Origin of the sequence: Geothrix paludis (genome assembly GCF_022808815.1) — a bacterium.
Classification (GTDB): domain Bacteria; phylum Acidobacteriota; class Holophagae; order Holophagales; family Holophagaceae; genus Geothrix; species Geothrix paludis.
The window spans coordinates 723,327-747,662 of sequence record NZ_JAKZLC010000001.1; the positions used below are offsets into that span (position 1 = coordinate 723,327).

At 69.2% G+C, this 24,336-nt stretch carries 23 protein-coding genes; 19 read left to right on the plus strand and 4 right to left on the minus strand.

The window, feature by feature from the left end; all coding sequences use genetic code 11:
- The first annotated feature begins 36 nt into the window (after positions 1 to 36).
- The gene (gene bshC, locus MLE64_RS03360) at positions 37 to 1,206 is read left to right on the plus strand and encodes a bacillithiol biosynthesis protein BshC (protein WP_243315903.1); all 1,170 of its coding nucleotides are present in this window, start codon (positions 37 to 39) and stop codon (positions 1,204 to 1,206) included.
- Positions 1,203 to 1,919, plus strand: coding sequence for a bacillithiol biosynthesis deacetylase BshB1 (gene bshB1 / locus MLE64_RS03365; RefSeq protein WP_243315905.1), 717 nt, complete (start codon positions 1,203 to 1,205; stop codon positions 1,917 to 1,919). Before bshC ends, bshB1 begins: the two co-directional genes overlap by 4 nt.
- Here bshB1 and MLE64_RS03370 read toward each other — a convergent pair.
- On the minus strand, positions 1,916 to 4,153 hold the full coding sequence (locus tag MLE64_RS03370; protein WP_243315907.1) for a hypothetical protein: 2,238 nt from the start codon (positions 4,151 to 4,153) through the stop codon (positions 1,916 to 1,918). The genes bshB1 and MLE64_RS03370 overlap by 4 nt on opposite strands.
- A gap of 85 nt (positions 4,154 to 4,238) precedes the next feature.
- On the opposite strand from MLE64_RS03370, the gene tilS reads away from it, so the two are divergent.
- From tilS to ftsW, 5 genes are read left to right on the plus strand one after another with little or no spacing between them, the layout of a single operon-like run.
- On the plus strand, positions 4,239 to 5,258 hold the full coding sequence (gene tilS / locus MLE64_RS03375; RefSeq protein ID WP_243315909.1) for a tRNA lysidine(34) synthetase TilS: 1,020 nt from the start codon (positions 4,239 to 4,241) through the stop codon (positions 5,256 to 5,258).
- Positions 5,259 to 5,274: 16 nt separating this feature from the next.
- Positions 5,275 to 7,191, plus strand: a complete 1,917-nt coding sequence (gene ftsH, locus MLE64_RS03380; protein ID WP_243315911.1) for an ATP-dependent zinc metalloprotease FtsH — start codon at positions 5,275 to 5,277, stop codon at positions 7,189 to 7,191.
- On the plus strand, positions 7,188 to 8,003 hold the full coding sequence (folP, locus tag MLE64_RS03385; protein WP_243315921.1) for a dihydropteroate synthase: 816 nt from the start codon (positions 7,188 to 7,190) through the stop codon (positions 8,001 to 8,003). Before ftsH ends, folP begins: the two co-directional genes overlap by 4 nt.
- A 9-nt stretch (positions 8,004 to 8,012) precedes the next feature.
- Positions 8,013 to 9,332: a phosphohexomutase domain-containing protein gene (locus tag MLE64_RS03390; protein WP_243315931.1), complete on the plus strand. Its 1,320-nt coding sequence runs from the start codon at positions 8,013 to 8,015 to the stop codon at positions 9,330 to 9,332.
- A gap of 8 nt (positions 9,333 to 9,340) precedes the next feature.
- Positions 9,341 to 10,459 (plus strand): putative lipid II flippase FtsW, encoded by a 1,119-nt coding sequence (ftsW, locus tag MLE64_RS03395; RefSeq protein ID WP_243315943.1) that lies wholly within the window; start codon positions 9,341 to 9,343, stop codon positions 10,457 to 10,459.
- Here ftsW and MLE64_RS03400 read toward each other — a convergent pair.
- Positions 10,451 to 11,572 carry a TIGR03936 family radical SAM-associated protein gene (locus MLE64_RS03400; protein WP_243315945.1) on the minus strand — a complete coding sequence of 374 codons (1,122 nt, stop codon included), beginning with the start codon at positions 11,570 to 11,572 and terminating at the stop codon, positions 10,451 to 10,453. The genes ftsW and MLE64_RS03400 overlap by 9 nt on opposite strands.
- A 305-nt stretch (positions 11,573 to 11,877) precedes the next feature.
- On the opposite strand from MLE64_RS03400, the gene MLE64_RS03405 reads away from it, so the two are divergent.
- Positions 11,878 to 12,588 carry a lipopolysaccharide kinase InaA family protein gene (locus MLE64_RS03405; protein ID WP_243315948.1) on the plus strand — a complete coding sequence of 237 codons (711 nt, stop codon included), beginning with the start codon at positions 11,878 to 11,880 and terminating at the stop codon, positions 12,586 to 12,588.
- Here the strand turns inward: MLE64_RS03405 and MLE64_RS03410 are convergent.
- Complete coding sequence (locus MLE64_RS03410; RefSeq protein WP_341482253.1) at positions 12,563 to 13,141, minus strand: peptidylprolyl isomerase; 579 nt, start codon at positions 13,139 to 13,141, stop codon at positions 12,563 to 12,565. The two genes, MLE64_RS03405 and MLE64_RS03410, sit on opposite strands and share 26 nt — an antisense overlap.
- A 137-nt stretch (positions 13,142 to 13,278) precedes the next feature.
- Here MLE64_RS03410 and MLE64_RS03415 point away from each other — a divergent pair, with 137 nt between their 5' ends.
- The 6 genes from MLE64_RS03415 (at position 13,279) to MLE64_RS03440 (ending at position 20,129) form a co-directional block, all read left to right on the plus strand.
- Positions 13,279 to 13,740 (plus strand): (2Fe-2S)-binding protein, encoded by a 462-nt coding sequence (locus tag MLE64_RS03415; protein WP_243315951.1) that lies wholly within the window; start codon positions 13,279 to 13,281, stop codon positions 13,738 to 13,740.
- The gene (locus MLE64_RS03420) at positions 13,737 to 15,881 is read left to right on the plus strand and encodes a xanthine dehydrogenase family protein molybdopterin-binding subunit (protein ID WP_243315953.1); all 2,145 of its coding nucleotides are present in this window, start codon (positions 13,737 to 13,739) and stop codon (positions 15,879 to 15,881) included. The genes MLE64_RS03415 and MLE64_RS03420 overlap by 4 nt, the downstream gene beginning before the upstream one ends.
- Positions 15,882 to 15,950: 69 nt before the next feature.
- On the plus strand, positions 15,951 to 16,424 hold the full coding sequence (locus MLE64_RS03425) for a (2Fe-2S)-binding protein (protein WP_243315955.1): 474 nt from the start codon (positions 15,951 to 15,953) through the stop codon (positions 16,422 to 16,424).
- Entirely contained in the window at positions 16,421 to 18,571 is a 2,151-nt protein-coding gene (locus MLE64_RS03430; protein ID WP_243315957.1) for a xanthine dehydrogenase family protein molybdopterin-binding subunit, read from the plus strand. The genes MLE64_RS03425 and MLE64_RS03430 overlap by 4 nt, the downstream gene beginning before the upstream one ends.
- A 20-nt stretch (positions 18,572 to 18,591) precedes the next feature.
- Complete coding sequence (locus tag MLE64_RS03435; protein ID WP_243315959.1) at positions 18,592 to 19,572, plus strand: XdhC family protein; 981 nt, start codon at positions 18,592 to 18,594, stop codon at positions 19,570 to 19,572.
- Positions 19,569 to 20,129, plus strand: coding sequence for a nucleotidyltransferase family protein (locus MLE64_RS03440; protein WP_243315961.1), 561 nt, complete (start codon positions 19,569 to 19,571; stop codon positions 20,127 to 20,129). Before MLE64_RS03435 ends, MLE64_RS03440 begins: the two co-directional genes overlap by 4 nt.
- Here the strand turns inward: MLE64_RS03440 and MLE64_RS03445 are convergent.
- Positions 20,119 to 20,517 carry a winged helix-turn-helix transcriptional regulator gene (locus MLE64_RS03445; protein ID WP_243315963.1) on the minus strand — a complete coding sequence of 133 codons (399 nt, stop codon included), beginning with the start codon at positions 20,515 to 20,517 and terminating at the stop codon, positions 20,119 to 20,121. The genes MLE64_RS03440 and MLE64_RS03445 overlap by 11 nt on opposite strands.
- A 105-nt stretch (positions 20,518 to 20,622) precedes the next feature.
- Here MLE64_RS03445 and MLE64_RS03450 point away from each other — a divergent pair, with 105 nt between their 5' ends.
- The 5 genes from MLE64_RS03450 (at position 20,623) to MLE64_RS03470 (ending at position 24,294) form a co-directional block, all read left to right on the plus strand.
- Complete coding sequence (locus MLE64_RS03450) at positions 20,623 to 21,174, plus strand: flavodoxin family protein (RefSeq protein WP_243315965.1); 552 nt, start codon at positions 20,623 to 20,625, stop codon at positions 21,172 to 21,174.
- Between the two features lie 88 nt (positions 21,175 to 21,262).
- Positions 21,263 to 21,583 carry a thioredoxin gene (trxA, locus tag MLE64_RS03455; protein WP_243286053.1) on the plus strand — a complete coding sequence of 107 codons (321 nt, stop codon included), beginning with the start codon at positions 21,263 to 21,265 and terminating at the stop codon, positions 21,581 to 21,583.
- 32 nt (positions 21,584 to 21,615) lie between these two features.
- A complete protein-coding gene (locus MLE64_RS03460; protein ID WP_243315967.1) occupies positions 21,616 to 22,266 on the plus strand; it encodes an NAD(P)H-dependent oxidoreductase in 651 nt (216 codons plus the stop codon).
- A gap of 154 nt (positions 22,267 to 22,420) precedes the next feature.
- A complete protein-coding gene (locus tag MLE64_RS03465; RefSeq protein ID WP_243315969.1) occupies positions 22,421 to 23,410 on the plus strand; it encodes an aldo/keto reductase in 990 nt (329 codons plus the stop codon).
- A 23-nt stretch (positions 23,411 to 23,433) separates the two neighbouring features.
- Positions 23,434 to 24,294, plus strand: coding sequence for an MBL fold metallo-hydrolase (locus MLE64_RS03470; RefSeq protein WP_243315973.1), 861 nt, complete (start codon positions 23,434 to 23,436; stop codon positions 24,292 to 24,294).
- Positions 24,295 to 24,336 lie beyond the last annotated feature (42 nt).

The following is a 24,336-nucleotide window of genomic DNA, read 5'->3' on the forward strand; positions in this document are numbered from 1 at the left end:
ATTGAGAAGACCCGAGATGAACAGAGGGGGAAGGTCGTGAATCCCAGGCCCGTCATCGCCACCGGCCAGCAGATCGGGGCCGGCTGGAGCCCCGCCCTGTCTGTGGCCAAGGCCCTCGCCGCCCTGGCCGAAGCCCGCCGGACCGGGGCCGAGGCGGTCTACTGGCTGGCCGACGAAGACCACGACCGGGCCGAGGTGGCGTCCGTCGTCGGCGTGTCCGGGGGCCGCCTCGCGCGCCACCGCTTCCGCTTCAACGCGAGGCTCGGCACCGCCACCGGCTGGCTGCCCTGGACCCCCGTCCACCAGGCCGAGGCGGAGGCCCTCTGGGGCCCCGTGCCGGAGCCCGATGAGCCCACCCTCCGCGGCCACGTCCTGGCCCTGGGCCGGGCCCTCTGGAATCGCGGCCTCCGTCCCTTCTCCCCCACGGACCCCGCCGTGCGCCAGCCCATCCAGGTGGAACTGGAGCGCTGGCGGGCCTTGGGCTTGGAAGCCGACCTGATCCGGCAGGCAGGGCGCCTGGAGGCGGAGGGCGCGCCCCTGCCGCTGGATCCCCGGGTGCAGGCCGCCTGGTTCTCGCTGGATCCCCGCACGGGACTCCGCGAGCGCTTGGACCCCGGCCAGCCCCTGCCCCCGGGCCGCTGGCTCAGCCCCGGGGCGGCCATCCGTCCCCTGATGCAGTCCCTGCTGATGCCCGTGACCGCCGTGGTCCTGGGGCCTTCCGAGCGTGCCTACTGGCGGCTCTGCGAGCCTCTCTGGGAACGCGTGGATCTCCCGGCGCCGAAGATCCTTCCGCGCCCCAGCGTCTACGTGGTGCCGAAGGGGTTCCATGGCACACCGGGCCACCTGGAGGCCCTGCGGCTGGGCGCCTGGGACCGCCTCGCCGCCTGGCCGGGCGAGCTCCCGAGTTCCCGGTTCCGGACCACGGAGGCGGACGAAAGCTGGCCGGCCTCCCTCCAGGCCCGGTTCCGGCTGGAGCAGGAGCGGACGCGACAGCGACTGGCGAAGCTGGACCGGCGCCTGCACCGAGAAGCGGCTGCGACCATGTTGGGCGGTGACCCCGAGCGGCTGCGCCAGGCCCTCTTCCCCTATGGCGCCCCTCAGGAGCGGGTCATCCCCGGCCTCACCTGGCTGAGGAACGAAGCCCTGCTGGAAGCCGTCCTGGCGCGCATGGACGGCGCCCCCGTGATCTTGGTGGAGGAACCATGAGCCATGATCTGGATCTGCTTGCCCTGGGCGCCCATCCCGACGACGTGGAAGTCCACGTGGGCGGAATCCTGGCCCTGGCCTCGGATCGGGGGATGAAGGCGGGCATCCTGGATCTCACCAGCGGCGACCTCGGCACCCGCGGCACCGCGGAGACCCGCCGCGCCGAGGCGCAGGAAGCGGCACGGATCCTCGGCGTGACCCGCACGGTCCTCGATTTCCCCGACGGGCGGTTCACGGAGGAGGAGGTCTTCCGGATCCGCCTCATGGCGGAGATCCGCCGGATGCGGCCCCGGGTGCTGCTCCTCCCCGCCCCGGACGATCGCCACCCCGATCACCGCCGGGCTCATCGCCTGGCCCGGGAAGCCGCCTACTACGCGGGCCTGAAGAACTATCCCTGCCCCGGGGCGCCCTGGCGGCCGGAGGCGGTGGCCTGGGCCGGTGGCGAGAACCCGGCCCAGCCGAACCTGCTGGTGGACGTGAGCGCCGTGTGGGACCGCCGTATGGCCGCCTTCGATGCCTTCGGGAGCCAGTTCAACCAGGACCCCTCCCAGCCCGTCACGCGGATCGCCCACCCCGCATTCCGCCGTGGCGTGGTGGGCCGGGCCATGCACTGGGGCTCCCTGCGGATGTGCGAATGGGCCGAGGCGCTCTGGTGCGACATGCCCGTGCCGAAGGCGCTGCTGGAGGTTCTGATGAAGCTGGAGGCCCATTAGGGACTCTTCTCTCCCGCCTTCCTCCGGACCTTGATCCAAGCTTGATCGACAGCTTTCAGGTCCCCTGCGCGGCCCAGGGGTTTCAGGGCGGCGCACAGGGACTCATAGATGGCCGCGTCCTGGGATTGAGCCTTGGGCGGCGGGCTGGTCCTGGATTCGAGGGTCCGCTCCAGGACGCCTCTCCAGGCTTCCAGGAACCAGTCAGCCATCTCCTCGTAGCGTCGTCCCCGCAGGAATTCCGTGGCGATGGCCTTATGCGCTGCTGCCGGAAGGCCGGCCTTCCAGGCGGAGTGGCTTCCGAAAACGGGAAGGCTTTCCGCCAAGGCAATCGTCGAAGGAGGTGCAGGGAGGAAGGCGGCCCAGTCCACCCACTGGCGCCAGAGAGCGGCATTCCCCGGCCAGCGATGGAGCGCTGCTTCGAGTTCCGGTAGTAGGCGTCGCGCACGACGCTGCCAACCCGCCACGTTCCGGATCCAGGGCGCCTCCGGCCCGAAGTCCAGGGGGACTCCTGCCAGCGCCGCATCCTCGATCAGTCGTTCCTCGAACGCCACGCTGGGCGTCCGGGGCCGCAGCAGGTCGAACCGCTCCCGCCGGGCGTCGAGGTGTTCCGGGTGCCAACGGAGGAAGGTGTCCAGCACCTGGAGGCGGGATGGCGCCACCGATGCGAGGTGGAGGGCGAGGGCAGGCGGATCCGGCAGCCCGTCCCCCCGGCTGACGAGCTCCGCCGTCCCACGGAACACCGCCCATCCCACCGCCGGGAATCCCAGCCTCTGGAGATAGGCCGTATCCGCCTCGGTCGGCGCTTCCTCTCTCAGCTCGTCCGGGCCCCAGTCGCCGAGGGGTTGAGCCTGCCGGAGTTCCCTCCAGCGTTCCTTCCAGGCCGGAGAGCCCCACACCAGGAATCGGAGCGGCTTCGATGCAGGCACCGGCGGCGGGTCCAGGGGCGGCAGGGTCAGCAGGTCCAGGAAGGACTGGGGCGCCTGGCCGGGCTTGATGGGTTCGGCGCTCCGGTCACCGGCAGGAGGTCCGAAATGGTGGCTGAGGTTTCCAGTCACGGCACCCCAGAAGGTTCCCATCTCCTGGCGGCACTCCTGCACGGATGACGAAGCCTCGGGCCAGCGACCCAACTGCGCCAGGGCCACCGTGCGCCAGTAGAGGGCCGCCCCACGAAAGACCGTCCATTCCCGTTGATTGACCCCCTGCGAGGGATCGGCCTCCAACCCTCCCAGCACGGCCAGGAGATCCCGGGCTTGCCCCCTCTGCAGTGCACGTGCGGAGATTCGATGGAGCAGATCGGATGAGGGCCATACTCGCCCTGGCGTTGGGGAAAGGCTGCAGGCGTCGGCGAGGTGGGAGCGGGCATTCCCCAGGTCGTCGCAAGCCATCCAGACATCGGCCAGGCCCAGCGTTCCCGTCTCGTCGCTGAGTTGGAAGGAGCTCCCGGAGTGGGGATTGCTGCGCCAGGCTTCGAAGATCCCATCCTGGAAGGCACCGAGTTCTGATCGGATGCTGTCGGGATCAAGGGAGCCCAGGAGATCCAACCACGACGTAAGCCACACCCAATTCCCCCGCCAGGCATCCGGAAGCTGGTTCAGGCCTCGCAGGGTCTCCCCCACTTCCCGGGCCAGCCCTGCGGTGGCAGTCGGATCTTTGGCCCTGGCCGGGATGAGGACAGGCCACCGGAAGTCATCAGAGATCTGGACGCCGTCGGCCTGTCCTCGTTCCCGGAGGGCGCGGAACCGATACCTCGTCATGGCGCAGGCGAATGCCATGCGCTGCTGGAGCGCCTCGCCGTGGTCCGGATGCTGTTCCAGGAAACGGTTCAGGGCCTCCCAGGACGGTGTCCCACCCGCGGCCACGAGATGGTCACGAAGTTTCGTGCCGGAGGGAAGGACGCTCCCTTCGTCGAGGACCTTCCCCTCCCGGTCCAGCAGGATCCAATGGGGCCCCAGGTCCCAGTTCCGCGCAGCCCGGACGCGGTCCAGTGAGGGACCCTCCAGGTCCGCGGCGGCCAAGTCGTACGTGGCGACCAGTCGGACGAGCTGTTCGTCGGAGGCCCGGTAGGTCGCAGTGACGAGCCCCTTCGAAGCCAGCAGGCTCAAGGGGGGTCGGGGCGTCCGCCGCCATTCCTCCACGAAGCTGGCCCAGGCACTTGTCTGCGCCGACATCCCACCAGGGAAGAGCATCCAGGCCAGACAGACCGCCCCCTGGATGATCCGCGTCGAGCACGCCATGTCAGACCTCTTGGCCCCAGCCTGGAGGTCCAGGGCCCGTTCCGTCAAGGCACTGCGGCCCCGTTTCCTGCGATAGCCTGGAGGCATGAACCGGTTCGAATCCGACCTGCTCGCCCAGATCCAGCGCCGGGGGGATGGCGTCAATGGCCGCGTGCTGGTGGCCTGCTCGGGCGGCGGGGATTCGACCGCGCTCCTCGTGCTCCTGTGGACGCTCCGGAAGAGCCTGGATCTGGATCTGGCCGTGCTCCACGCGGACCACGGCCTGCGGGCCGAGTCGGGGGAGGATGCGGACTTCGTGCGCCAGCTCTGCCGCGCCCTCAACCTGGATCTCGCGGAGGCCACCCTCGGCGTCAGGGCTCACGCGGATGCCCACCGGCTCGGCCTCGAGATGGCCGCCCGGGCCCTCCGGTGGGATTGGTTCCGCCAGGAGGCCAGGCAAGGCGGCGCGACAGCCGTGGCCACGGGCCACACCCTGGACGACCACACGGAGACTGTCTTCCTGCGCCTGGCCCGGGGCGGCGGCCTGGGCTGCCTGCAGCCTCTGGCGCCACGCCAGGGCCTCCGCTGGTCGCCCCTGGCGGAGATCCGCCGCGCCGATCTGAGGTCCTACCTGGCGACCCGGGGCATCCCCTGGCGGGAAGACGCCAGCAACGCCGAGCCCTTCACGGCGCGAAACCGCTGGCGGCCCCTCCTCGAGGCCGTGCGGCGGGAGGCACCCGACCTGGACCGCCACCTGTTCGAGACCCATCTCCAGGCCGAGGAGGCCAGGCACCTGGTGGGTCTGCTCATCGCCGGCTGGGAGGGCACCCGCTGGTCCATTGCCGATCAAGGAATCACCTTCCGGCGAGGCGCGTGGGCCGAACCGGAACTGCGCTGGACGCTGGAAAGCGCCTTCCGCCGTCTCGACTGGCCGAGGGAGGCGGCCCTGCTGAGGGGCCTCGCGCCCTGGCTTGCCGCGCGCCTCGAGAAGGGCCGCAAGCCTTCCTCCTGGGGGAATTTCCATCTGGATCCCGAACCAGAGGGCGAGTACGTGCATCTTAGGTTCAGCCGCCTTCCGGGGCCTAGTACACTGGAAGGACACTTGGGCGAAGGCCCGAAGGAGTGACCCTTTGAATTCCATGATGAAAAGCGTGCTGGTCTGGTTGGGCATCATCGCCCTCTTGGTGCTGGCCTTCCGCCAGATCCCCCAGAACAGCCGCCAGATCGAGATCCCCTTCTCGACCTTCTACACCGAGGGTGTCGGCGGCAAGTACAAGTCGGTGACCCTCTCCGGCTTCGATGTCGAAGGCACCTACAAGCAACCCGACAAGAATCCCAAGACCGGCGAAGTCATCGAGAAGTTCCGCACCGTGGCCCCGCCCATGCAGGATCTGGGCAAGGTCATCCTCAGCTGGAAGACCGAGGGTCAGCTCGATGAGTTCAAGGCCGCCAAGCCCAGCGAGAACAACTTCGCCTATGTGCTGATGTTCTGGGCGCCCCTGCTTGTCTTCGTGGTCCTCTGGTTCGTCTTCATGCGCCAGGCCCAGATGGGCGGCAACAAGGCTCTTAGCTTCGGCAAGGCCCGGGCCAAGGGCCTGTCCAGCAGCGCCAAGCGCGTCACCTTCGCCGACGTGGCCGGCTGCGACGAGGCCAAGGAGGAGCTGAAGGAGATCGTCGAATTCCTGAAGGATCCCGCCAAGTTCGTGAAGCTGGGCGGCAAGATCCCCAAGGGCGTGCTGCTCATGGGCCCTCCGGGGACTGGCAAGACCCTGCTGGCCCGCGCCATCGCCGGCGAGGCCAAAGTGCAGTTCTTCTCCATCTCCGGCTCCGACTTCGTGGAGATGTTCGTGGGCGTGGGCGCCAGCCGCGTGCGCGACCTCTTCGAGCAGGCCAAGAAGAGCGCCCCCTGCATCGTGTTCATCGATGAGATCGACGCCGTGGGCCGCCATCGCGGCGCCGGCCTGGGCGGCGGCCACGATGAGCGGGAGCAGACCCTGAACCAGCTGCTGGTCGAGATGGACGGATTCGAGGGCAATGAGGGCGTCATCCTCATCGCCGCCACCAACCGCCCCGACGTGCTGGATCCCGCTCTGCTCCGCCCCGGCCGCTTCGACCGCCGCGTGGTGGTGGACCGCCCCGACGTGAAGGGCCGCCACGAGATCCTGAAGGTGCACACCACCGACAAGATCCCCCTCAGCCCCGACGTGGATCTGGAAGTCATCGCCCGCGGCACGCCCGGCTTCGCCGGCGCCGACCTGGCCAACCTCTGCAACGAGGCCGCCCTCACCGCCGCCCGCGGCAGCAAGAAGTGGGTCGAGATGGCCGACTTCGAGAACGCCAAGGACAAGGTCTATATGGGCGCCGAGCGACGCAGCCTCGTGATGACGGAGGCCGACAAGCGCATCACCGCCTACCACGAGGCTGGCCACACGGTCGTGGCCCATGTGGTGCCCGACAGTGACCCGCTCCACAAGGTCACCATCATCCCCCGCGGCCGGGCCCTGGGCGTCACCTGGCAGCTGCCCGTGACGGACCGGTACAACACCACGCGGGACTACATGGAGAGCCGCATCGCCATCGCCATGGGCGGCCGCATCGCCGAGGAGATCTTCTTCAACCAACTGAGCACCGGCGCCGCCAATGACATCCAGCAGGCCACCGAGATGGCCCGGTCGATGGTCACGGAGTACGGCATGAGCGACAAGCTGGGCCCGCTGAACTTCGGCGGCGGCCAGCACGAGGTCTTCCTGGGCCGCGATTTCGCCCAGCACCGGGAGATCTCCGAAGACACCGCCCGCCTCATCGACGTAGAGGTGCAGGAGTTCGTGCTGCGCAACTACCGCCGCGCCAAGGCCGCCATCGAGGCCCACCGCGACCAGCTGGTGGCCATCGCCGAGGCCCTTCTGGTGCGCGAGACTCTCGACGGCGACGACATCGACATCCTCATGAAGGGCGGCACGCTGCCCCCGCCCAAGAGCGGCGGCACGCCGTCTGCGCCGGCCACCGTGGAAGGGCCCAAGACCGATCCCGGCCTGAACCCCGCCCTTAAGCCCGCGTGAGGCCCGAACCGTTTCAATGGGGACCACTCCTGGAGGGTGGTCCCCTTTTCCTTGGCATCCTCAATTTAACGCCGGACTCCTTCAGCGACGGGGGACGCTACCTGAATCCCTCGGCGGCCCTGGCCCAGGCCAAGCACCTCGTGGCCGCCGGGGCCCGCATGCTGGACCTGGGCGCCGAAAGCACCCGCCCCGGATCGGCGGTGGTGGATGCCGCCACGGAATGGGGCCGCCTGGAACCTGCGCTGGCGGCGCTGCAGGAGGCGCTGCCAGGCATCCCCCTCAGCCTGGACACCCGGCACGCCACCGTGGCCGCGAAAGGCCTGGACGCGGGAATCGCCATCATCAACGACGTGTCCGGCCTGGCCGATCCGGCCATGCTGGAGCTGGCCGCCGGCTCCGCCTGCGGCCTCATCGCCATGCGCAGCCGGCGCGAGGGCGAGGGGTTCCTCATGCCCCCCTACGACGATCCCGCCCCGAGGGACGCATCCGTGGCCATCACGGAATTGATCGAGGTGCGCGACCGCCTGCGGGCGGCCGGCATCGCGGATCAGCGCGTGCTGCTGGATCCGGGCTTCGGCTTCGGCACCACCTTCGCCGAGGACCTAGCCATCTGGAACGCCCTGTCCCGGTTGCCGGAGGCGCTGGCCTGGCCCGCCGAGCGGATCTGCATCGGCATCTCCCGCAAGCGGTTCCTGGCGGCCCGCGCCGGCATGTCCCTCGCCCCGGACCAGCGGGACGGTCTCACGGCCGCCGCCCATGCCGAGGCCACCGGGTGGGGATACAGGGTCTTCAGGACGCACGCCATCAGGTAAACTTCCGGCATGAGTCTCTGCTACTTCGGAACCGACGGCATCCGCGGGGTCGCCCTGCGCTCCCCCCTCACCCTGGAAGAGGTCTCCCGCTGGGGCGCCGCCTGGGCCCAGGTGGCCCGGGAAGCCGGCGTGAAACGGATGGCGATCGGCTGGGATCCCAGGTCCAGCTCCGGCCCGATGTCCGAGGCTTTCATCCTGGGCCTCGGGATGGGTCTGAAAGTTCTGGTCCTCGGCATGGTTCCGACGCCGGCTGTGGCCTGGACCGTGGCCCAGCTGAGCGCGGAGGGCCCCAAGACCTGGGGTCTCATGATCTCCGCCAGCCACAACCCCCCCGAGGACAATGGCCTCAAGGGCTTCAACGAACTGGGCGAGAAGCTGGAGGAGGATCAGGAACAGGCCATCGAGGCCGCCTTCGAGGCCATCCCCGAGCCAACCACCATTTCGATCCCCCCGGAACATCTGGACCTCGGCCCCTACCTGAGGCACCTGGGCGGCATCGACCTGCCCCGGAATTTCGGCGTGGTCATCGACTGCGCCCATGGAGCCACGGCGGAGGCGGCCCAGGAGCTCTTCCGCGGCCCTGCCATCCACTGGATCGGCGTGCCCGCCGATGGCCCCTCCATCAACGTGGGCGTAGGGTCCACGCATCTCAATGCCCTGTCCGCGGCCGTGGTGGCCCGGGGCGCCCAGTTGGGCATCGCCTTCGACGGGGACGGAGACCGCTGCCTGCTGGTGGATGGCCGGGGCGACCTGGTGGACGGCGACCAGATGGTCTGGCTGCTCGCCCAGGACCGCAAGGCCAGCGGGGACGCGCCGCCAGGCGTCGTGGGCACCGTGATGACCAATGGCGGGCTGGCCCAGGCCCTGGCCGGCGCGGACATCCCCTTCGTCCGCACGCCGGTGGGTGACAAATTCCTGCTGAGGGAGATGGCCCGGCGCGGCTGGGATCTGGCCGCGGAAGCTTCGGGGCACCTCATCCAGAAGCGCGTGGGCCCCAGCGGTGACGGCATGGCCGCCGCCCTCGGCATCCTCCGGGCGCTCCTGCATCGGCCCGCGGATCGCCGCTGGGCCTGGGCCTTCCGCCCCTGGCCCCAGCGCCTGGTGAATGTGGTCGCCAGAGACCGTCGCGATGTGGCGGCCTGCACGGACCTGGTCGCCGCCATGGCCGCCATCGATGCCCGCTGGGGCGAGGGCGTGCGCCAGGTGGTGCGCTGGTCCGGGACGGAGCCCAAGCTTCGCCTCATGGTGGAAGCCCAGGAGGCCGCCTGGGTGGATCAGGCCCTCCACGAACTCGAGACCGCCGCCCGCCGCGACCTGGCTCTGGCCTAGGACCGGACATGGCCCCGGATGTCCGCCGCCCCGTCGACCGCTGGCTGGTGCTGTTCGCGCTCGCGCTGGTGGCGGTCGGCATGGTGTGGATCTACTCCGCCTCCGCCATCAAGGCTTCCCAGAACCACGCGGCGGCCACCGCCTTCCTGACCCGGCAGCTCATGGGCGGCGTCATCGGCATCGCCTTCATGCTGGCGCTCTCCCAGGTGGACCTGGCGCCGCTCCAGGACCATTCCCGCCCGCTCCAGATCGTCTATGGAATCCTGGTGCTCCTGCTGGTGGCGGTGCTCTTCTTCGGCCCCAAGGTCAACGGCGCCCACCGCTGGATCCGGCTGGGGGCCATGAGCCTCCAGCCCTCGGAGCTGTTCAAGCCACTGTCCGTGCTTCTCGCCGCCGGATGGATGGTGCGCCACCGCGAGGCCTGGTCGAACCATCGCGACGCCCTGCCCAAGCTCCTGGGCCTGGCCGGCATCATGCTGGTCCCCTTGGCCCTCATCCTGCGCGAGCCTGACTTCGGGACATCGTTCCTCATCGTCTTCGTGACGTTGATGGTGGTGTTCCTCGGTGGTGCCCCCAAGTGGATCTTCGCCGTGGCCATCCCCATCCTGGGCGCGCTGGGGACCGCCTTCGTGGTGCTGTCGCCCTACCGTCTCGCCCGGGTGACGAGCTTCCTCAATCCATCGGCGGATCCTCTCGGCAAGGGGCACCAGGCGCTCCAGAGCCTCGTGGCTGTCGGCAACGGCGGCTTCATGGGTGTGGGGCTCGGCGGCGGCAAGCAGAAGCTCTTCTTCCTGCCCGAGGCGCACACGGACTTCATCTACGCAGTGATCGCCGAGGAGGCCGGCCTGATCGGCACCGTGGCGATCCTCACGCTCTTCCTCGCGATCCTTTGGCGTGGCCATCGCATCGCCCGGCGCGTGAACGACCCGTTCCTGAAGTTGTGCGCCATGGGCTTCGTGCTGCTGCTGGTGGTGCAGGCCCTGATGAACATGAGCGTGGTGCTGTCCCTCGCCCCCAACAAGGGCATCCCCCTCCCCTTCATCTCCTTCGGCCCCAACAGCCTCATCGCCAGCCTGGTCTGCCTGGGGCTGCTGCTGGCCATCAGCAAGGAGGCCGGTTCAGCCTAGCTGGATCGGCTCGTCATCATCCTCGTCCACCAGGGTGATGTTGGAGCCGCCGCCGAGCAGCACCGCGTCCTCGTACATGTTCTTGAGCTTGGGCTCGAAACGGTCTGCCTGGGCCAGGCGCGGGTCGGGCTTCAGGTCCAGGACCTGACGCATGAGACCCCGAAGGGCCGCGGGTTCGAGCCCCAGAATGGCCGCATGGATCTTCAGGGGGTTGCCTGGTTCGGAACTCCTGGTGCGAGTCGTGCTGATGAGGACGTCCCCCTCCCACCGCAGTTCCATCACCAGCGGCCGCAGATCCAACGGCTTGACCTGCTTGCGCCCCTCGATCCGCCCCTCTTTCTCCCAGAGCCATTCCGTCGCGGACAGGAAGGCCCCGGTCCGCTTCCTGGCGTCGTCCGCCCGGTCCGCCGGGCAGGTCCAACGCCAATGGGAAGCCTCGGCGAGATCGGCCAGCGACGAGGCGTACGGGGGATGGGACTCCCAGCGGTGGATCCGCAGGCCTTCCGGAAGGCGGTCGTTCAGGGCTGACATCAGAGCCTCGGGTGGCTCCGCGGGTTCCACCCGGAAGACCACCTCGGCCCACTCGCAGAGGCCGCCCGCGCCGGATGGAACCGGCAATTCGAGATGCAGCGCGGGGCGGGGTCGCTTGCCGAGGTCCAGCGCCAGCCGGATTCCCTCCAGGCGGAAGGCCTGGAGGAGGATCGCATGCACCTCGCCCTCATCGAAGTCGATGGCCTCACCCTCTTTCGCATAGCCCACGCGCACGCAGGCACGCCGGGTGTCGAGTTGCCATGTCGCTTCGCGGCGCTTCTGGGCCCTGGCCGCCAGGGGCGTCAGGAGCGCGGAGATCTGCTGGAGGTGTTGCGGGTTTGAACGCTGCCGATCGGCGCGAACCAGGCACGCCCCTTCTTCGATCAGATCGTCTTCCACCAGAGATTGGACGAGGGCTGCCGGATCGGCGTGCGCTCCACGCAAGGCATCCTGAAGGGCCCGGAGAGCGGATGGCTCGCGGCTTGCCGATCCCTGCTCCATGGCGGCCAGAAGCGCCGAGAGCCGGGCCTGCCGGGCCAGGGCCTCGGCGGGGATGGAGGGATGGTGAGTGCGCGCGTCCACGACTCCAGAATAGTGACGCCGACCCGGATGCGCCGATGAAACCCCATCTGGATGGGCGTGCAGAAATCGAGAAAGAATTCACCGGGTTACCGGGAAGAGGTGATGGGATTTCCACATCCTTTGTGGGAAGCGCGACTGCAATCCAGGAGAATTCCTTCCATCTCAAGCCACTTGGGTCCGTGCTGATTTTTGGTGGCAGGTTCCCGTATGCAGCGGCAGTTGACAGCTGTCGCCGGGCTCGTTCCCACTGTCATCAAGACACATCCTTTGCCTTCCACCTGCGGACCCGCCAAGCTGGAATCCACATGATCCATGACCCTTACATCGTCCCTCCCCTGCCGGCCTCCTGGCCGTACGAACCCGGCAAGCCGCTCAAGCCGCTGGGCTGCCGCATCAACCTCGACCTGCCCGGTCTGGGCGGCGGCTGGCGCATCTGTACGCCGGGTGGACAGCTCATCACCGGCGAGGCCGTCCCCCTGGAAGGCGCCTTCGGCCGAGGGGGGATCCTGCGCGTCGGCAACCTGGTGATGCGCCCCTACCGCCGCGGCGGCCTCCTGCGCCACCTGAACGAACGGACCTACCGCACCCACCTCCGGTTCGCCGCGGAGCACGCGGTCCATCGCGGTCTCTGGGAGGCCGGCTTCCCCACCGTGGAGCCGCTCGGCTATGCGTGGCGCCCCAGCGGGCTCGGAGTGGAAGGCGTGCTCTTCACGCGGCTGGCCGAAGGCGAAGCCTGGCCGCGTCGGTGGGACCTGAGCCTCGAGCGGGCCGGGGACATCCGGCGCGCCATCGCCGCGCTTGGCGAGTGGGGCCTGTGGTCACCTGATCTGAACGCCACCAACATCCTCCTGCCTCCCGGCGGCGGTGCCCTGGTTCTCGATTGGGATCGGGCCCAGTTCGAGCCCTCGGGCACCGACCTGCGGCCCCGCTACCGCCGACGGCTCGAACGCAGCCTGCGGAAGCTGGCCGCTCCTGCGGAAGCCCTGGCCGTCATTGGATCTGCACCGCTTCCTTGATGAGCACCGGCTTCACCGGCAGGTTCAGGAAGTCGCTGCGCTTGTTGCTGGTCTTCACGGCCTTGATGCGGTCCACCACGTCCATGCCCTTCACGACCCTTCCGAAGACGCAGTAGCCCCATGTCTTGTCGTTGGCCTTGCCCTTGAAGTCCAGGGAAGGATTGTCCACCACGTTGATGAAGAACTCCGCGGCGGCGCTGTGGGGATCCGGGGTCCGCGCCATGGCCACGGTGCCCCGCTTGTTCTTGAGCCCCGCCGCCAGGGCACGGTCAGCCTCGTTGGGAATGGAGGCATCGGTGCGCTTCTTCCCGAGGTAGTCCACGTAGCCGCCGCCCTGGATCATGAACCCGGGAATGACGCGGTGGAAGATGGTGCCGTTGTACTGGCCCTTCTTCACGTACTTCAGGAAGTTCTCCACGGTCCGGGGCGCGGCCTCCGGCTCCAGCTCCATGACGATCACGCCCATGGACGTGGTGAGCTTCACCTGGGGCTTGGGGCCCGCGCTCAGGGCCAAGGCGGCGAAGGACAGGAGGGCGGCGATCAAGGGTCGCATCGGAGGGTCTCCAGGGGGGGTTCCCCAGCATAGCGTCACCCCACCCCTGGTGCGCCAGGTGACAGGCCCACCGTTGCAGCCAGGTCTCCGGCGGCGTAGGGTGGAAGCCTCGCCACACGATATTTGAGGGAGCTGCCATGCCCGCCTACCAGCTCACCGTGAACGGCCGCGCCCGCACCGTGGACGCCGACGCTGACACGCCGCTTCTCTGGGTCCTCCGGGACACCCTCGGCCTCACCGGCACCAAGTTCGGGTGCGGCCAGGGCGTCTGCGGCGCCTGCACCGTCCACCTGGACGGCAAGGCCGTGAAGTCCTGCCAGACGAGCCTGAAGGAGGCCACCGGACACGCGGTCGTCACCGTGGAGGGCCTGTCGAAGGATGGCTCCCATCCCGTGCAGAAGGCCTGGATCGCCGAGGACGTGGCCCAGTGCGGCTACTGCCAGCCAGGCATGATCATGAGCGCGGCTGCCCTGCTCAAGCGCAAGGCCCATCCCTCGGACCACGACATCGACGAGGCCTTCGCCGACCACGTCTGCCGCTGCGGCACCTATCCCCGCATCCGGAAAGCCGTCAAGCGCGCCGCCGGAGGTGTGAAATGACCAGCCGCCGCGACTTCCTGAAGGTGGCCGGCGCCGGCGCGGGGCTCGTGCTCGGATTCCACCTCGAAGCCAAGCCCCGGCCCGGAGAGACCGCCAAGACCGTCTTCCATCCCAACGCCTTCCTGGCCATCCGCCCCGATGGCACGGCGCAGGTCACCGTGCCCAAGACGGAGATGGGCCAAGGCGTGCGCACGGCCCTGCCCCTGGCCGTGGCCGAGGAACTGGACCTCGACTGGTCCAAGGTCGAGGTCGTCACCGGCCAGCCCGGCCCGGATTTCAAGTCCATGCAGACTGGCGGGAGCACCAGCGTGAGCACCACCTGGACGCCCCTGCGCAAAGCCGGAGCGGCCGCCCGCGAGATGCTCAAGGCTGCCGCTGCCGCCCGGTGGAAGGTGGAAGCCGCCCAGTGCCGTACAGAGAAAGGGTTCGTACTGGGACCTGACGGGAAGAAGCTCGGCTATGGCGACCTCGCCGAAGCCGCGGCGAAGCTGCCTGTGCCGAAGGACGCCCCCTTGAAGAAGGCCGCGGACTACCGCCTGGTCGGCAAGCGCACGCCCCGTTTCGACGGCCCCGCCATCGTCACCGGCAAGGCGATCTTCGGCCTCGACGTGCGCCGCCCGGGCCAGCGATTCGCCGCCGTGCTGCGCTGCGCCGTGATCGGAGGGCAACCGAAGGCCTGGGATGAAGCCAAGGCCAAGGCTGTGCAGGGCGTGAAGGCCGTGGTGAAGGTGCCCACGGGCCTCGCCGTCATCGCGGACAGCACCTGGGCCGCCTTCAAGGGCCGGGACGCGCTGGCCGCCACGACCACCTGGGAAGAGGGCGCCGCGCGGGACTTCAGTTCCCCTGCGCTCGAGGCCAAGATGCGAGCGGCCCTCACGGGGCCCGCCGACGACGCCCGCCGTGAAGGCGATCCCGCCAAGGCCCTGGCCGCCGCGGCCAAGGTGCTGGAGGCGGAGTACAGCTTCCCCTACCAGGCCCACGCCACTGTGGAGCCCATGAACGCCACGACCGCCCTGAGCGAGGGCGCGGCAGAGATGTGGATGGGCAGCCAGTCACCGAACCGGGCCCAGGAGCGGGCCGCCACCGCCCTGGGCCTCAAGCCGGAGCAGCTGAAGTTGAACGTCGCCCTCATCGGCGGCGGCTTCGGGCGCCGGCTCGGCACGGACTTCAGCACCGAGGCCGCCCAGGTGGCGCAGGCCGCCGGGGGCGGGCCCATCCAAGTGGTGTGGGACCGGGAGGACGATCTGCGCCACGACCTCCACCACCCCGCGACGCTCCATCGCCTCAAGGCTGGGATCGACGGTGCGGGTGCCCTCGCGGCCTGGACCCATCGCATCGCCGGTCCCGCCGTGCTGCGCTCCTGGACCGGGGGCCAGAAGGCGCCCTCGCAGGCCGCCACGGAGACCAACGGTGCCTACGACATCCCCTACGCCATCCCCGCCGTCGCGGTGGATTTCGCGGAGGTGGAGGCGCCCACGCCCCTGGGATGGTGGCGCGGCATCCAGATCGTGCCGAACGTCTTCGCCCGGGAGTGCTTCCTGGACGAAGTGGCCCACGCGCTCGGCAAGGACCCGCTCCGCTTCCGCCTGGACCTGCTGGGTGACCGCGGCATCGTCAAGTTCGGCCGGGACGAGGCCGACATCCGGCGCCTGAAGAAGGTGCTGGAGGTGGCTGCCACCAAGGCCGGCTGGGGCCGCAAGCTGCCTGCGGGCCACGGCCTGGGCCTCGCCTGCCACGCCTACGACGGCCGCACCTACGCCGCCGAGGTGGCTGAGGTTTCCGTGGTGAAGGGTCGGCTCAAGGTCCACAAGGTGACCTGCGCCGTGGACTGCGGCCTGGCGGTGAACCCCGCGGGGCTGGAGGCCCAGGTGGAGGGCGGCATCGCCTTCGGCCTCTCCGCCTTGTTCTCCCAGATCACATGGGAGAAGGGCCGCACGGTCCAGACGGGCTACCACGACTTCCCCGTGCTCCGCCTGGCGGACATGCCTGTGGTCGAGACCCATGTGATCCCCAGCGCCGAGGCCCCCTCCGGCATGGGCGAGCCCCCGGTGCCGGTGGCCATTCCGGCGGTGCTGAACGCGGTCTTCGCGGCCACGGAGAAGCGGATCCGGAAAGTTCCCATTGAGGATGGATTGATCTAATTTTTCATATCGCACCCTCGCCAGAGAAAAGGCGTAGCATGGGGGCCGCCATCCCAGATGGAGGTGCCCATGGCGGAGTACACGCTCTCGGTCAACGGCCAGTCCTATACGGTCGAAGCATCCCCGGACATGCCCCTGCTGTGGGTGCTCCGCGACCGCATCAAGCTCACAGGCACCAAGTTCGGATGCGGGCAGGGCCTCTGCGGCGCCTGCACCGTCCACCTGGGCGGGGAGGCCGTGCGGTCCTGCGTGACGCCGGTGAGCGACGTCGGCACGAAGCGCATCACCACCATCGAAGGCCTGGACCCCCATGGCACCCATCCACTGCAGAAGGCCTGGATCGAGGTGGACGTCGCCCAGTGCGGCTACTGCCAGACGGGCCAGATCATGACCGCCGCGGCCCTGCTGGCCAAGCATCCCAAGCCCACGGACCGCGACATCGACCAGGCCATGGGCGAGAACGTCTGCCGCTGCGGCACCTACCTGCGCATCCGCGAGGCCATCCACCGGGCCGCGGGCCAGCGAAAGGAGGTGGCCCCATGAGCACCACCCGCCGTGACTTCCTCAAGACCACCGGCGCCCTGACCCTGGCCTTCGCCCTGCCGGTGCGGCTGAAGGGCGCGACGGCCCAGGCCCCGGAATCCGCCTTCCAGCCCAGTGGCATGCTCCGCATCGACCCGGACGGCTCCGTCACCATCTGGGCCACGCGCACGGAAATGGGCCAGGGCGTCCGCACCAGCATGGCCATGGCCATCGCCGAAGAACTCGAGGCGGACTGGTCCCGCGTGAAGATCCTCCAGGCCTCCACCGCGCCGAGATTCGGCGATCTCGGCGTCACCGGCGGCAGCCAGACCACCCTGTCCACGACGATGGCCCTGCGGAAGGTGGGCGCCCAGGCCCGGGAGATGCTCCTCCAGGCCGCCGCAGACACCTGGGGCGTAGCCACCTCCGAGTGCCTCGCCCGGGACGGCCGAATCCAGCACCCGTCCACGAAGCGGAGCCTGGCCTATGGCGACCTGGTGGCCCGGGCTGGCAAGCTCTCGCCGCCGCCGGAGCCGCCGCTGAAGGCGCCCAAGGACTTCCGGATCCTCGGCAAGGACGCGCGGCGCCTGGATGGCCCTGACATCGTGACCGGCAGGGCCCAGTTCGCCACGGACATACACATTCCGGGCATGCTCGTGGCCAGCATCGAGCGCTGCCCGGTGTTCGGCGGGAAGGTGAAGTCCTTCGACGCCTCCGCCACCCTGAAGGTGCCCGGCGTGAAGCAGGTGCTGGAGGTGCCCAGCGGTGTGGCGGTCTTCGGCGAGGACACCTGGGCCGCCTTCTCGGGCCGTGAGGCGCTGAAGGTCCAGTGGGACGAGGGGCCGGCCGCCAAGATGGACAGCGCCTCCATCCGGAAGCAGTACGAGGAGCGGCTGAAGACGCCCGGCAAGGTGGTGCGTCAGGTTGGCGATGCCGCCCAAGCCCTGCCGAAGGCCGCCAAGCGCATCAAGGCCACCTACGACGCGCCGTTCCTGGCCCACGCGACCATGGAGCCCATGGTGGCCGTGGCGGATGTGAAGCCTGACCGCTGCATGATCTGGGCCCCCACCCAGGCCCCAGGCTGGATCCTTCCCCTCGTGGAAAAACTCACGGGCCTGAAAGCGGACCACATCGAGGTCCAGGTCACCCTGGCGGGCGGCGGCTTCGGGCGCCGGGCCATGGCCGACTTCATCCTCGACGCCGTGGCCTGCTCCAAGGCCGTCGGCGCCCCCGTGAAGGCTCAGTGGACGCGCCCCGACGATTTCCAGCACGACGGCTACCGTCCCGCCACCCTGCACGAACTGGAGGCGGGTCTGGACACCCAGGGCCGCCCCGTGGCCTGGGCGCACCGGTTCGTGGGTCCCTCCATCGCCGCCTCCAACCACTTCCCCTGGCCCCCTGAAGCCGTGGAGCTGTCGGGCGCCGCGGATCTGCCCTACGACATCCCGAACCTGCATGTGGAATGGGGCCAGAGCGACACGCCGGTGCCCATCTGGTTCTGGCGGGCCGTGCCCGCGAGCTTCAATCCCTTCGTCACCGAATCCTTCCTGGACGAGCTGGCCCATGCCGCCGGCAAGGATCCCCTGGCCTTCCGGCTGGCGCACCTCCCGAAGGCGCCCCAGAAGCTGGGCCAGCACACCTTCGATCCCGCTCGCTACCGCGCCGTGCTGGAGCTGGCCGCGGCCAAGGCCGGGTGGCACACCCGCAAGCTGCCCAAGGGCTGGGGCCACGGCATCGCGGCTCACGCCTACCTGGAGTGCGGCACCTACGTGGCCCAGGTCGCAGAGGTGGAAGCCAAGGCGGGCGGCGGCATCCGCGTCCACCGCATGGTCTGCGCCGTGGACTGCGGCATGGCGCTGAACCCCGGGAACGTGAAGGCCCAGATGGAGGGCGGCATCGCCTTTGGTCTCAGCGCGGCCCTCCACGACGAGATCACCCTCAAGGATGGCCGGGTGACCGCCTCCAGCTTCGCGGAGCACCCCATCCTGCTGCTCCCGTCCATGCCCAAGGTGGAGGTCCATATCGTGCCCAGCGAGTTGCCGCCCGGCGGCGTGGGCGAGCCGGGCCTGCCGCCCCTGGCGCCCGCCGTGGTCAATGCGGTGTTCGCGGCCACCGGCAAGCGCCTGCGCAGCCTGCCGCTCCTCCCCCCGGCGCTGCGCAAGGCCTGATCGCGGGGCATAATCCATCCATGCACAAAGAACTCCAGGACATCCTGGTCATTGTCCGGGGCCGCGGAACTCCCGTGGCCCTGGCCACGCTGGTCCGCGTCGAAGGCTCCAGCTACCGCCGCCCCGGCTCCCGGCTGCTGACGGACGGGCAGGAGGTGCTGCGCGGCTCCCTCAGCGGCGGCTGCCTGGAAGGCGAAGTCATGGCCCGGGCCCGGGAGGCCCTCGCCGACGGCCAGCCCCGCCTACTCCGCTACGATCTGCGGGGCGACACCGACCTCGTCTGGGGCAGCGGCAGCGGCTGCGAAGGCCTGCTGGACATCCTGGTGGAGCGCCTCGATCCCGCCGCACCGCCCGAGTGGCTGACCTGGGTCGAGCAAGCTCAACGTTCGCGAACCTCCCTCACGCTCCACACCGATCTGACCCCTGATCGCTTGGGGATGCGCAGCATCCCCCCCCAGCCGGACGCGCCAGCGTCCGGCTTCGCCGAGACCTTCAACCCGGTTATCTCCCTCTGGATCCTGGGCGCCAGCGACGACAGCCGGCCCCTGGTTCGGATGGCCAAGGAGCTGGGTTGGAGCGTGAGCCTTCTGGACCACCGCCCAGCCTTCGCCCGGCCCGAGCGCTTCCCCGAGGCGGACGCGGTCCTGTCGGGACACCCGGCTCAGCGGATCCCTGGGCTGGGGCTGGACGTGCGCAGCGCCGTGGTCCTCATGACCCACAACTACCTGAAAGATCTGGAGGCCCTGCGCGCGCTGGCGGCCTCCGGAGCCGGCTACCTCGGCCTCATGGGCAGCCGCGCCCGCAGCGCGAAGATCCGCGAGGAGCTCGCCGCGGAAGGCATCTTCCCCGGCGAGCGCCTGCACAGTCCCGTGGGCCTGGACCTGGGTGCGGAGGATCCAGAAACCATCGCCCTGGCGGTGCTGGCAGAGATCCAGGCCTCCTTCCAGGGCCGCACCGGCGGCTCCTTGCGCGCGACGCGCACCACCGTGTCGGCCCAGTGACCGCCGCCATCATCCTCGCCGCGGGCGCGGGCCGTCGCATGGGCGGCCCCAAGGCCCTGTTGCCCTTCGAGGGCGAGACCCTCCTGCGTCGCGCCGCGCGGACGGCCCTGGAAGCCGGATGCAGCCCGGTGATCGCCGTGGTGGGGGACTGGGATCCGAGACTCGAGGGCCTCGCCGTGCTGCCCGTCATCAACCCCGAGGCCGCGGAAGGCATGGCCAGCTCCATCCGGGCGGGCATCGCCGTCCTGCCGCCGGAGGCTCCGGCCGTCCTTCTCCTCACGGTGGACCAGCCCGCCGTGGACGCCTCCCATCTGCGCCGCCTCCTGGCCCTGGCCGCCACCGGTCCTGACCGCCCCGCGGCCTGCGCCTACGCGGGCACCCTCGGCATCCCGGCGGTACTGCCCCGGCGCTGCTTCCCGGAATTGCTGGCTCTGCGCGGAGATCGCGGCGCCAAGGCCATCCTCCTGCGCGAAGCCACGCAGGGCCTCCCCTTCTCCGAAGGCGCCCGCGACCTGGACTCCCCGGAGGACCTTCCCCCGGACAGCGTCAGGCGCTGAGCGAGGGCTTCTTCTGCAGGTGGTCGTAGCGCTTGCGGGCCTGCTCCAGCTCGGACAGGTGTGTGCCGGCCCACTCGCACAGGGCGCCCAGGGGTCCGATCAGCGTGTGGCCCAGCTTCGTCAGCTCGTACTCCGTGCGAGGCGGAACCTCCGGATAGACATGCCGCGACACGAGTCCGTCCCGCTCGAGCTTTCGCAAGGTCTGCGTCAGCATCTTCTGGCTGATGCCGCCCACCTGGCGGTGCAGGTCACCGTAGCGCTGCTTCCCCTTCGCGAGCAGGTAGATGAGCAGAGTGGTCCACTTGTCCGCGATGAGGTCCAGAGCCTGACGCGTGGGGCACTGGGCGCTGAGGACATTGGGTTCGAGGGAGCAGGCTTTACGAACCATGGGGTTCCTACCTTCCGAAATAGTGCCTACTTTCTTTTGGAATGTAAGCTTCCTAAGTTTGGGTCACGGGCGGATTGAATGCAATCGTCCAGATAGGAGCCAAAGATGACCCAGATCTCCATCGTGTTCCACAGCGGCTACGGCCACACCAAGGTGCTGGCCGAGCAGGTCAAGGCCGGCGCCGAGACCGTGCCTGGCGCCAAGGCCACGCTCATCCCCGTCGAGGAAATCGAGGCGCACTGGGGGGACCTGGAGGCGGCGGATGCCATCGTCTTCGGCAGCCCCACCTACATGGGCAACGTGAGCGGCCCTTTCAAGACCTTCATGGACGCCAGCTCCAAGCCCTGGTACGAGCGCAAGTGGAAGGACAAGCTGGCGGCCGGATTCACCATCAGCGGCAGCCCCAGCGGCGACAAGCTGAACACCCTCCAGTCGCTGATGATCTTCGCCATGCAACACGGCATGGTGTGGATCGGCACGGCGGACCTGCCCGGCAGCGAGGAGGGCATCAACCGCCTGGGCAGCTTCAGCGGCCTGATGGCCCAGGCCGGCCAGGTGGCCCCTGAGGTCGAGCCCAACGAGGCGGACCGCAGGAGCGCGATGCGCCTGGGTCAGCGCCTGGCCGAAGCCTCCGTGCGCTGGGCCAAGGGCGCCTGACGAAGGCCACGGCGAGGCCGAAGCGATTGTCATGACCGGGAACCCCTCCAGATCCGTTAACCTGGAGGGGTCCCGCAGGAGCCTCCGAATGTCCGATCTCATCCAGCACCTGACCGACCAGACCTTCACCGAGGGCGTCGCCCATGGCTACACGGTGGTGGACTTCTGGGCCCCCTGGTGCGCGCCCTGCCGCGAGCTGGCTCCCCTCACCGAGACTCTGGCCGCGGAGCTCGCGGGCAAGGTCCGTTTCGCCAAACTGAACGTGGACGATTTCACCCCCCTCTCCGAGCAGTACGACGTCCTCAGCATGCCGACCCTGGTGATCTTCAAGGATGGCGAACCGATCGACCGGATCGTAGGCTCCATGCCCATCGACCAGCTGCGGACCCGCATCCAGCGGTCCATCTGAAGCTCATTCCCACATCTGAATCCGAGGTAACCGTGAGCATCATTCCAGGCGACAGCCTGCTCCAACAGCTGAACTGGCGGTACGCCACCAAGAAGTTCGACCCTGCCAGGAAGATCTCTCCCGCAGACTGGGCGAGCCTCGAGGAAGCATTGATCCTCACGCCTTCCAGCTACGGCCTCCAGCCCTGGAAGTTCATCGTGGTCACCGACCCAGCCCTCAAGGCCAAGCTGCGCCCCGCCTCCTGGAACCAGTCCCAGGTCGAGGATTGCAGCCATCTGGTGGTGCTCACCGCGAAGCAGGACATCACCGAAGCTGATGTGGACCGCTTCGTGGCTCGCATCGCCGAGGTGCGTGGCGTTTCCACCGAGAGCCTGGCCGGCTACAAGGGCTACATGGTGGGCGACCTGGTGAAGGGCCCCCGCCACGCCGTCATCCAGGAATGGGCCGCCCGCCAGACCTACATCGCCATGGGCAACCTGCTGACCTCCGCCGCCCTGCTGGGCGTGGACGCCTGCCCCTTCGAGGGCATCGAGCCCGCCAAGTACGACGAGATCCTGGGCCTCAAGGGCACCGGCTACACCACCATCAGCGCCTGCCCCCTGGGCTACCGCGCGGCGGACGACAAGTACGCCGCCATCCCCAAGGTGCGGTTCGAAGCCAAGGACGTCATCGAGCACCGCTGAATCGATCCATCCAGTATTTCCCGGCGGAATACCTTTCACCACCAAGGCGCAAAGACACCAAGAAAAGCAGGCACGCCTGCTTGTGCAGTTCTTGGTGCCTTGGTGTCTTGGTGGTATGCCTTCCCCCTGCACCTCAAGCGTGAAGGAGGTCCTCATGCTGACCCGCACTCTCGGAACCCAGGGACTCACGGTGTCGGCCCTCGGCCTCGGCTGCATGGGCATGTCGGACTTCTACGGCCACCGCGATGATGCCGAATCCACGGCCACCCTCCGCCACGCCGTCGACCGGGGTATCACCCTCTTCGATACGGCCGACGTATACGGCCCCCACACCAACGAGGTCCTGGTGGGGAAGGCCCTGGCTCCGGTGCGGGACAAGGTGGTCATCGCCACCAAGTTCGGCATCGTGCGCGATCCGGCCGACCCAGCCAAGCGGGGCGTCTGCGGGCGCCCCGACTACGTCCGCAGCTCCTGCGACGCCAGCCTGAAGCGCCTGGGCGTGGAGGTCATCGACCTCTACTACCAGCACCGGCAGGATCCCGAGGTTCCCGTTGAGGACACCATCGGCGCCATGGCGGAGCTCGTGACGGCCGGGAAGGTCCGCTTCCTGGGCCTGTCCGAGGTGAGCCCCGCCACCCTGCGGCGGGCGCACGCGGTGCACCCCATCAGCGCCGTGCAATCCGAGTATTCCCTGTGGACCCGCGATCCCGAAGGCGGGCTGCTCCAGGCTTGCCGGGAGCTGGGCGTGGGTCTCGTGCCCTACAGCCCCTTGGGCCGCGGCTTTCTCACGGGCCAGATCAAGCGCTTCGAGGACTTCGAGCCGGACGATTACCGCCGGAACTCGCCCCGCTTCCAGGGCGAGAACTTCCAGAAGAACCTGGACCTGGTGGCCCGCCTCCAGGACATGGCCGCCGCCCGGGGCTGCACTGCCTCTCAGCTGGCGCTGGCCTGGGTGCTGGGCCAGGGGGGCGATGTCGTGCCCATCCCCGGCACCAAGCGACGGGATCGCCTGGACGAGAACCTGGGAGCCCTGGACCACGTGCTCTGCCCCGGCGAGCTCGTGGAACTCGGCGGCCTCTTCCCGCCAGGCGCCGCCGCAGGAGCCCGCTACCCCGAATCGATGATGCGTCTGGTGGGCCGCTAGCATCCAAGGACACGGGAGGCGCCATGGCCCGCCGTACGGATGTCCCAGCTGACAATGTCCCAGGCCCCTTTTTCGTGGACCGCACCTGCATCGACTGCGGCACCTGCTACCAGTTCGCCCCAGAGACCTTCGAGGGCGGCGAGGACCGCGCGCGGGTGCATGCACAGCCCGGCGATGCGCAGGCGCGCCTGCGGGCCGCCATGGCCCTGGTGGCCTGCCCGGTGGGATCCATCGGGACCGACGACCGGACCGACGTTCCCGCCGCGACGAAGGCCTTCCCGCATCCCGTGGCGGAAGATGTCTATTTCTGCGGCTACACCAGCGAGAAGAGCTTCGGCGCCTGGAGCTACCTGATCCGGCGGCCCGGGGGCAATGTGCTGGTGGACTCCCCCCGGGCCTCCGAGCCGCTCATGAAGAACCTGGAGACCCTGGGTGGCGTCGCAACGATGGTCCTCAGCCACAAGGACGATGTGGCCGACCATGCGGCCTACCACGCCCGGTTCCAGTGCGAACGGATCATGCACGTGGCGGACGGCTTCACCGGGCTGGAGCGCCCGGTGGAAGGCGACGAGCCCATCCCGCTGGCGGAGGACCTGCTCCTCATCCCCACGCCGGGCCACACGGCCGGGAGCGTCTGCCTGCTGTACCGGGACGTCCTCTTCACCGGCGACCACCTGTGGTGGAATCCGGTCCAGGGGCGCCTCTCCGCCTCCCGCACCTACAACTGGCACAGCTGGGCGCGGCAGCTTGACAGTTTGGAAAGGCTGCTCGCCTTCGATTTCGCCTGGGTGCTGCCGGGACACGGAAGCATCCACCACGCGGATTCCCCCGCGGCCATGAGGGCGGACCTGCGACGGGCCCTGGGTCTCCTCCGACGCTCTTGATCGCCGTCCCGGGCGCGCCGTGGGACACTAGGGGCCCTCCGC

Excerpts from the sequence above, each read along its gene's own strand:
- MLE64_RS03370 (WP_243315907.1), bottom strand. The coding sequence starts at position 4,153 with ATGGCGTGCTCGACGCGGATCATCCAGGGGGCGGTCTGTCTGGCCTGG.
- ftsW (WP_243315943.1), top strand. The coding sequence starts at position 9,341 with ATGGCCCCGGATGTCCGCCGCCCCGTCGACCGCTGGCTGGTGCTGTTC.
- MLE64_RS03465 (WP_243315969.1), top strand. The coding sequence starts at position 22,421 with ATGCTGACCCGCACTCTCGGAACCCAGGGACTCACGGTGTCGGCCCTC.
- bshB1 (WP_243315905.1), top strand. The coding sequence starts at position 1,203 with ATGAGCCATGATCTGGATCTGCTTGCCCTGGGCGCCCATCCCGACGAC.
- MLE64_RS03450 (WP_243315965.1), top strand. The coding sequence starts at position 20,623 with ATGACCCAGATCTCCATCGTGTTCCACAGCGGCTACGGCCACACCAAG.
- MLE64_RS03405 (WP_243315948.1), top strand. The coding sequence starts at position 11,878 with ATGATCCATGACCCTTACATCGTCCCTCCCCTGCCGGCCTCCTGGCCG.
- MLE64_RS03470 (WP_243315973.1), top strand. The coding sequence starts at position 23,434 with ATGGCCCGCCGTACGGATGTCCCAGCTGACAATGTCCCAGGCCCCTTT.
- MLE64_RS03390 (WP_243315931.1), top strand. The coding sequence starts at position 8,013 with ATGAGTCTCTGCTACTTCGGAACCGACGGCATCCGCGGGGTCGCCCTG.
- MLE64_RS03420 (WP_243315953.1), top strand. The coding sequence starts at position 13,737 with ATGACCAGCCGCCGCGACTTCCTGAAGGTGGCCGGCGCCGGCGCGGGG.
- MLE64_RS03435 (WP_243315959.1), top strand. The coding sequence starts at position 18,592 with ATGCACAAAGAACTCCAGGACATCCTGGTCATTGTCCGGGGCCGCGGA.
- MLE64_RS03410 (WP_341482253.1), bottom strand. The coding sequence starts at position 13,141 with ATGCGACCCTTGATCGCCGCCCTCCTGTCCTTCGCCGCCTTGGCCCTG.
- ftsH (WP_243315911.1), top strand. The coding sequence starts at position 5,275 with ATGAAAAGCGTGCTGGTCTGGTTGGGCATCATCGCCCTCTTGGTGCTG.
- tilS (WP_243315909.1), top strand. The coding sequence starts at position 4,239 with ATGAACCGGTTCGAATCCGACCTGCTCGCCCAGATCCAGCGCCGGGGG.
- MLE64_RS03445 (WP_243315963.1), bottom strand. The coding sequence starts at position 20,517 with ATGGTTCGTAAAGCCTGCTCCCTCGAACCCAATGTCCTCAGCGCCCAG.
- MLE64_RS03430 (WP_243315957.1), top strand. The coding sequence starts at position 16,421 with ATGAGCACCACCCGCCGTGACTTCCTCAAGACCACCGGCGCCCTGACC.
- MLE64_RS03415 (WP_243315951.1), top strand. The coding sequence starts at position 13,279 with ATGCCCGCCTACCAGCTCACCGTGAACGGCCGCGCCCGCACCGTGGAC.
- trxA (WP_243286053.1), top strand. The coding sequence starts at position 21,263 with ATGTCCGATCTCATCCAGCACCTGACCGACCAGACCTTCACCGAGGGC.
- MLE64_RS03425 (WP_243315955.1), top strand. The coding sequence starts at position 15,951 with ATGGCGGAGTACACGCTCTCGGTCAACGGCCAGTCCTATACGGTCGAA.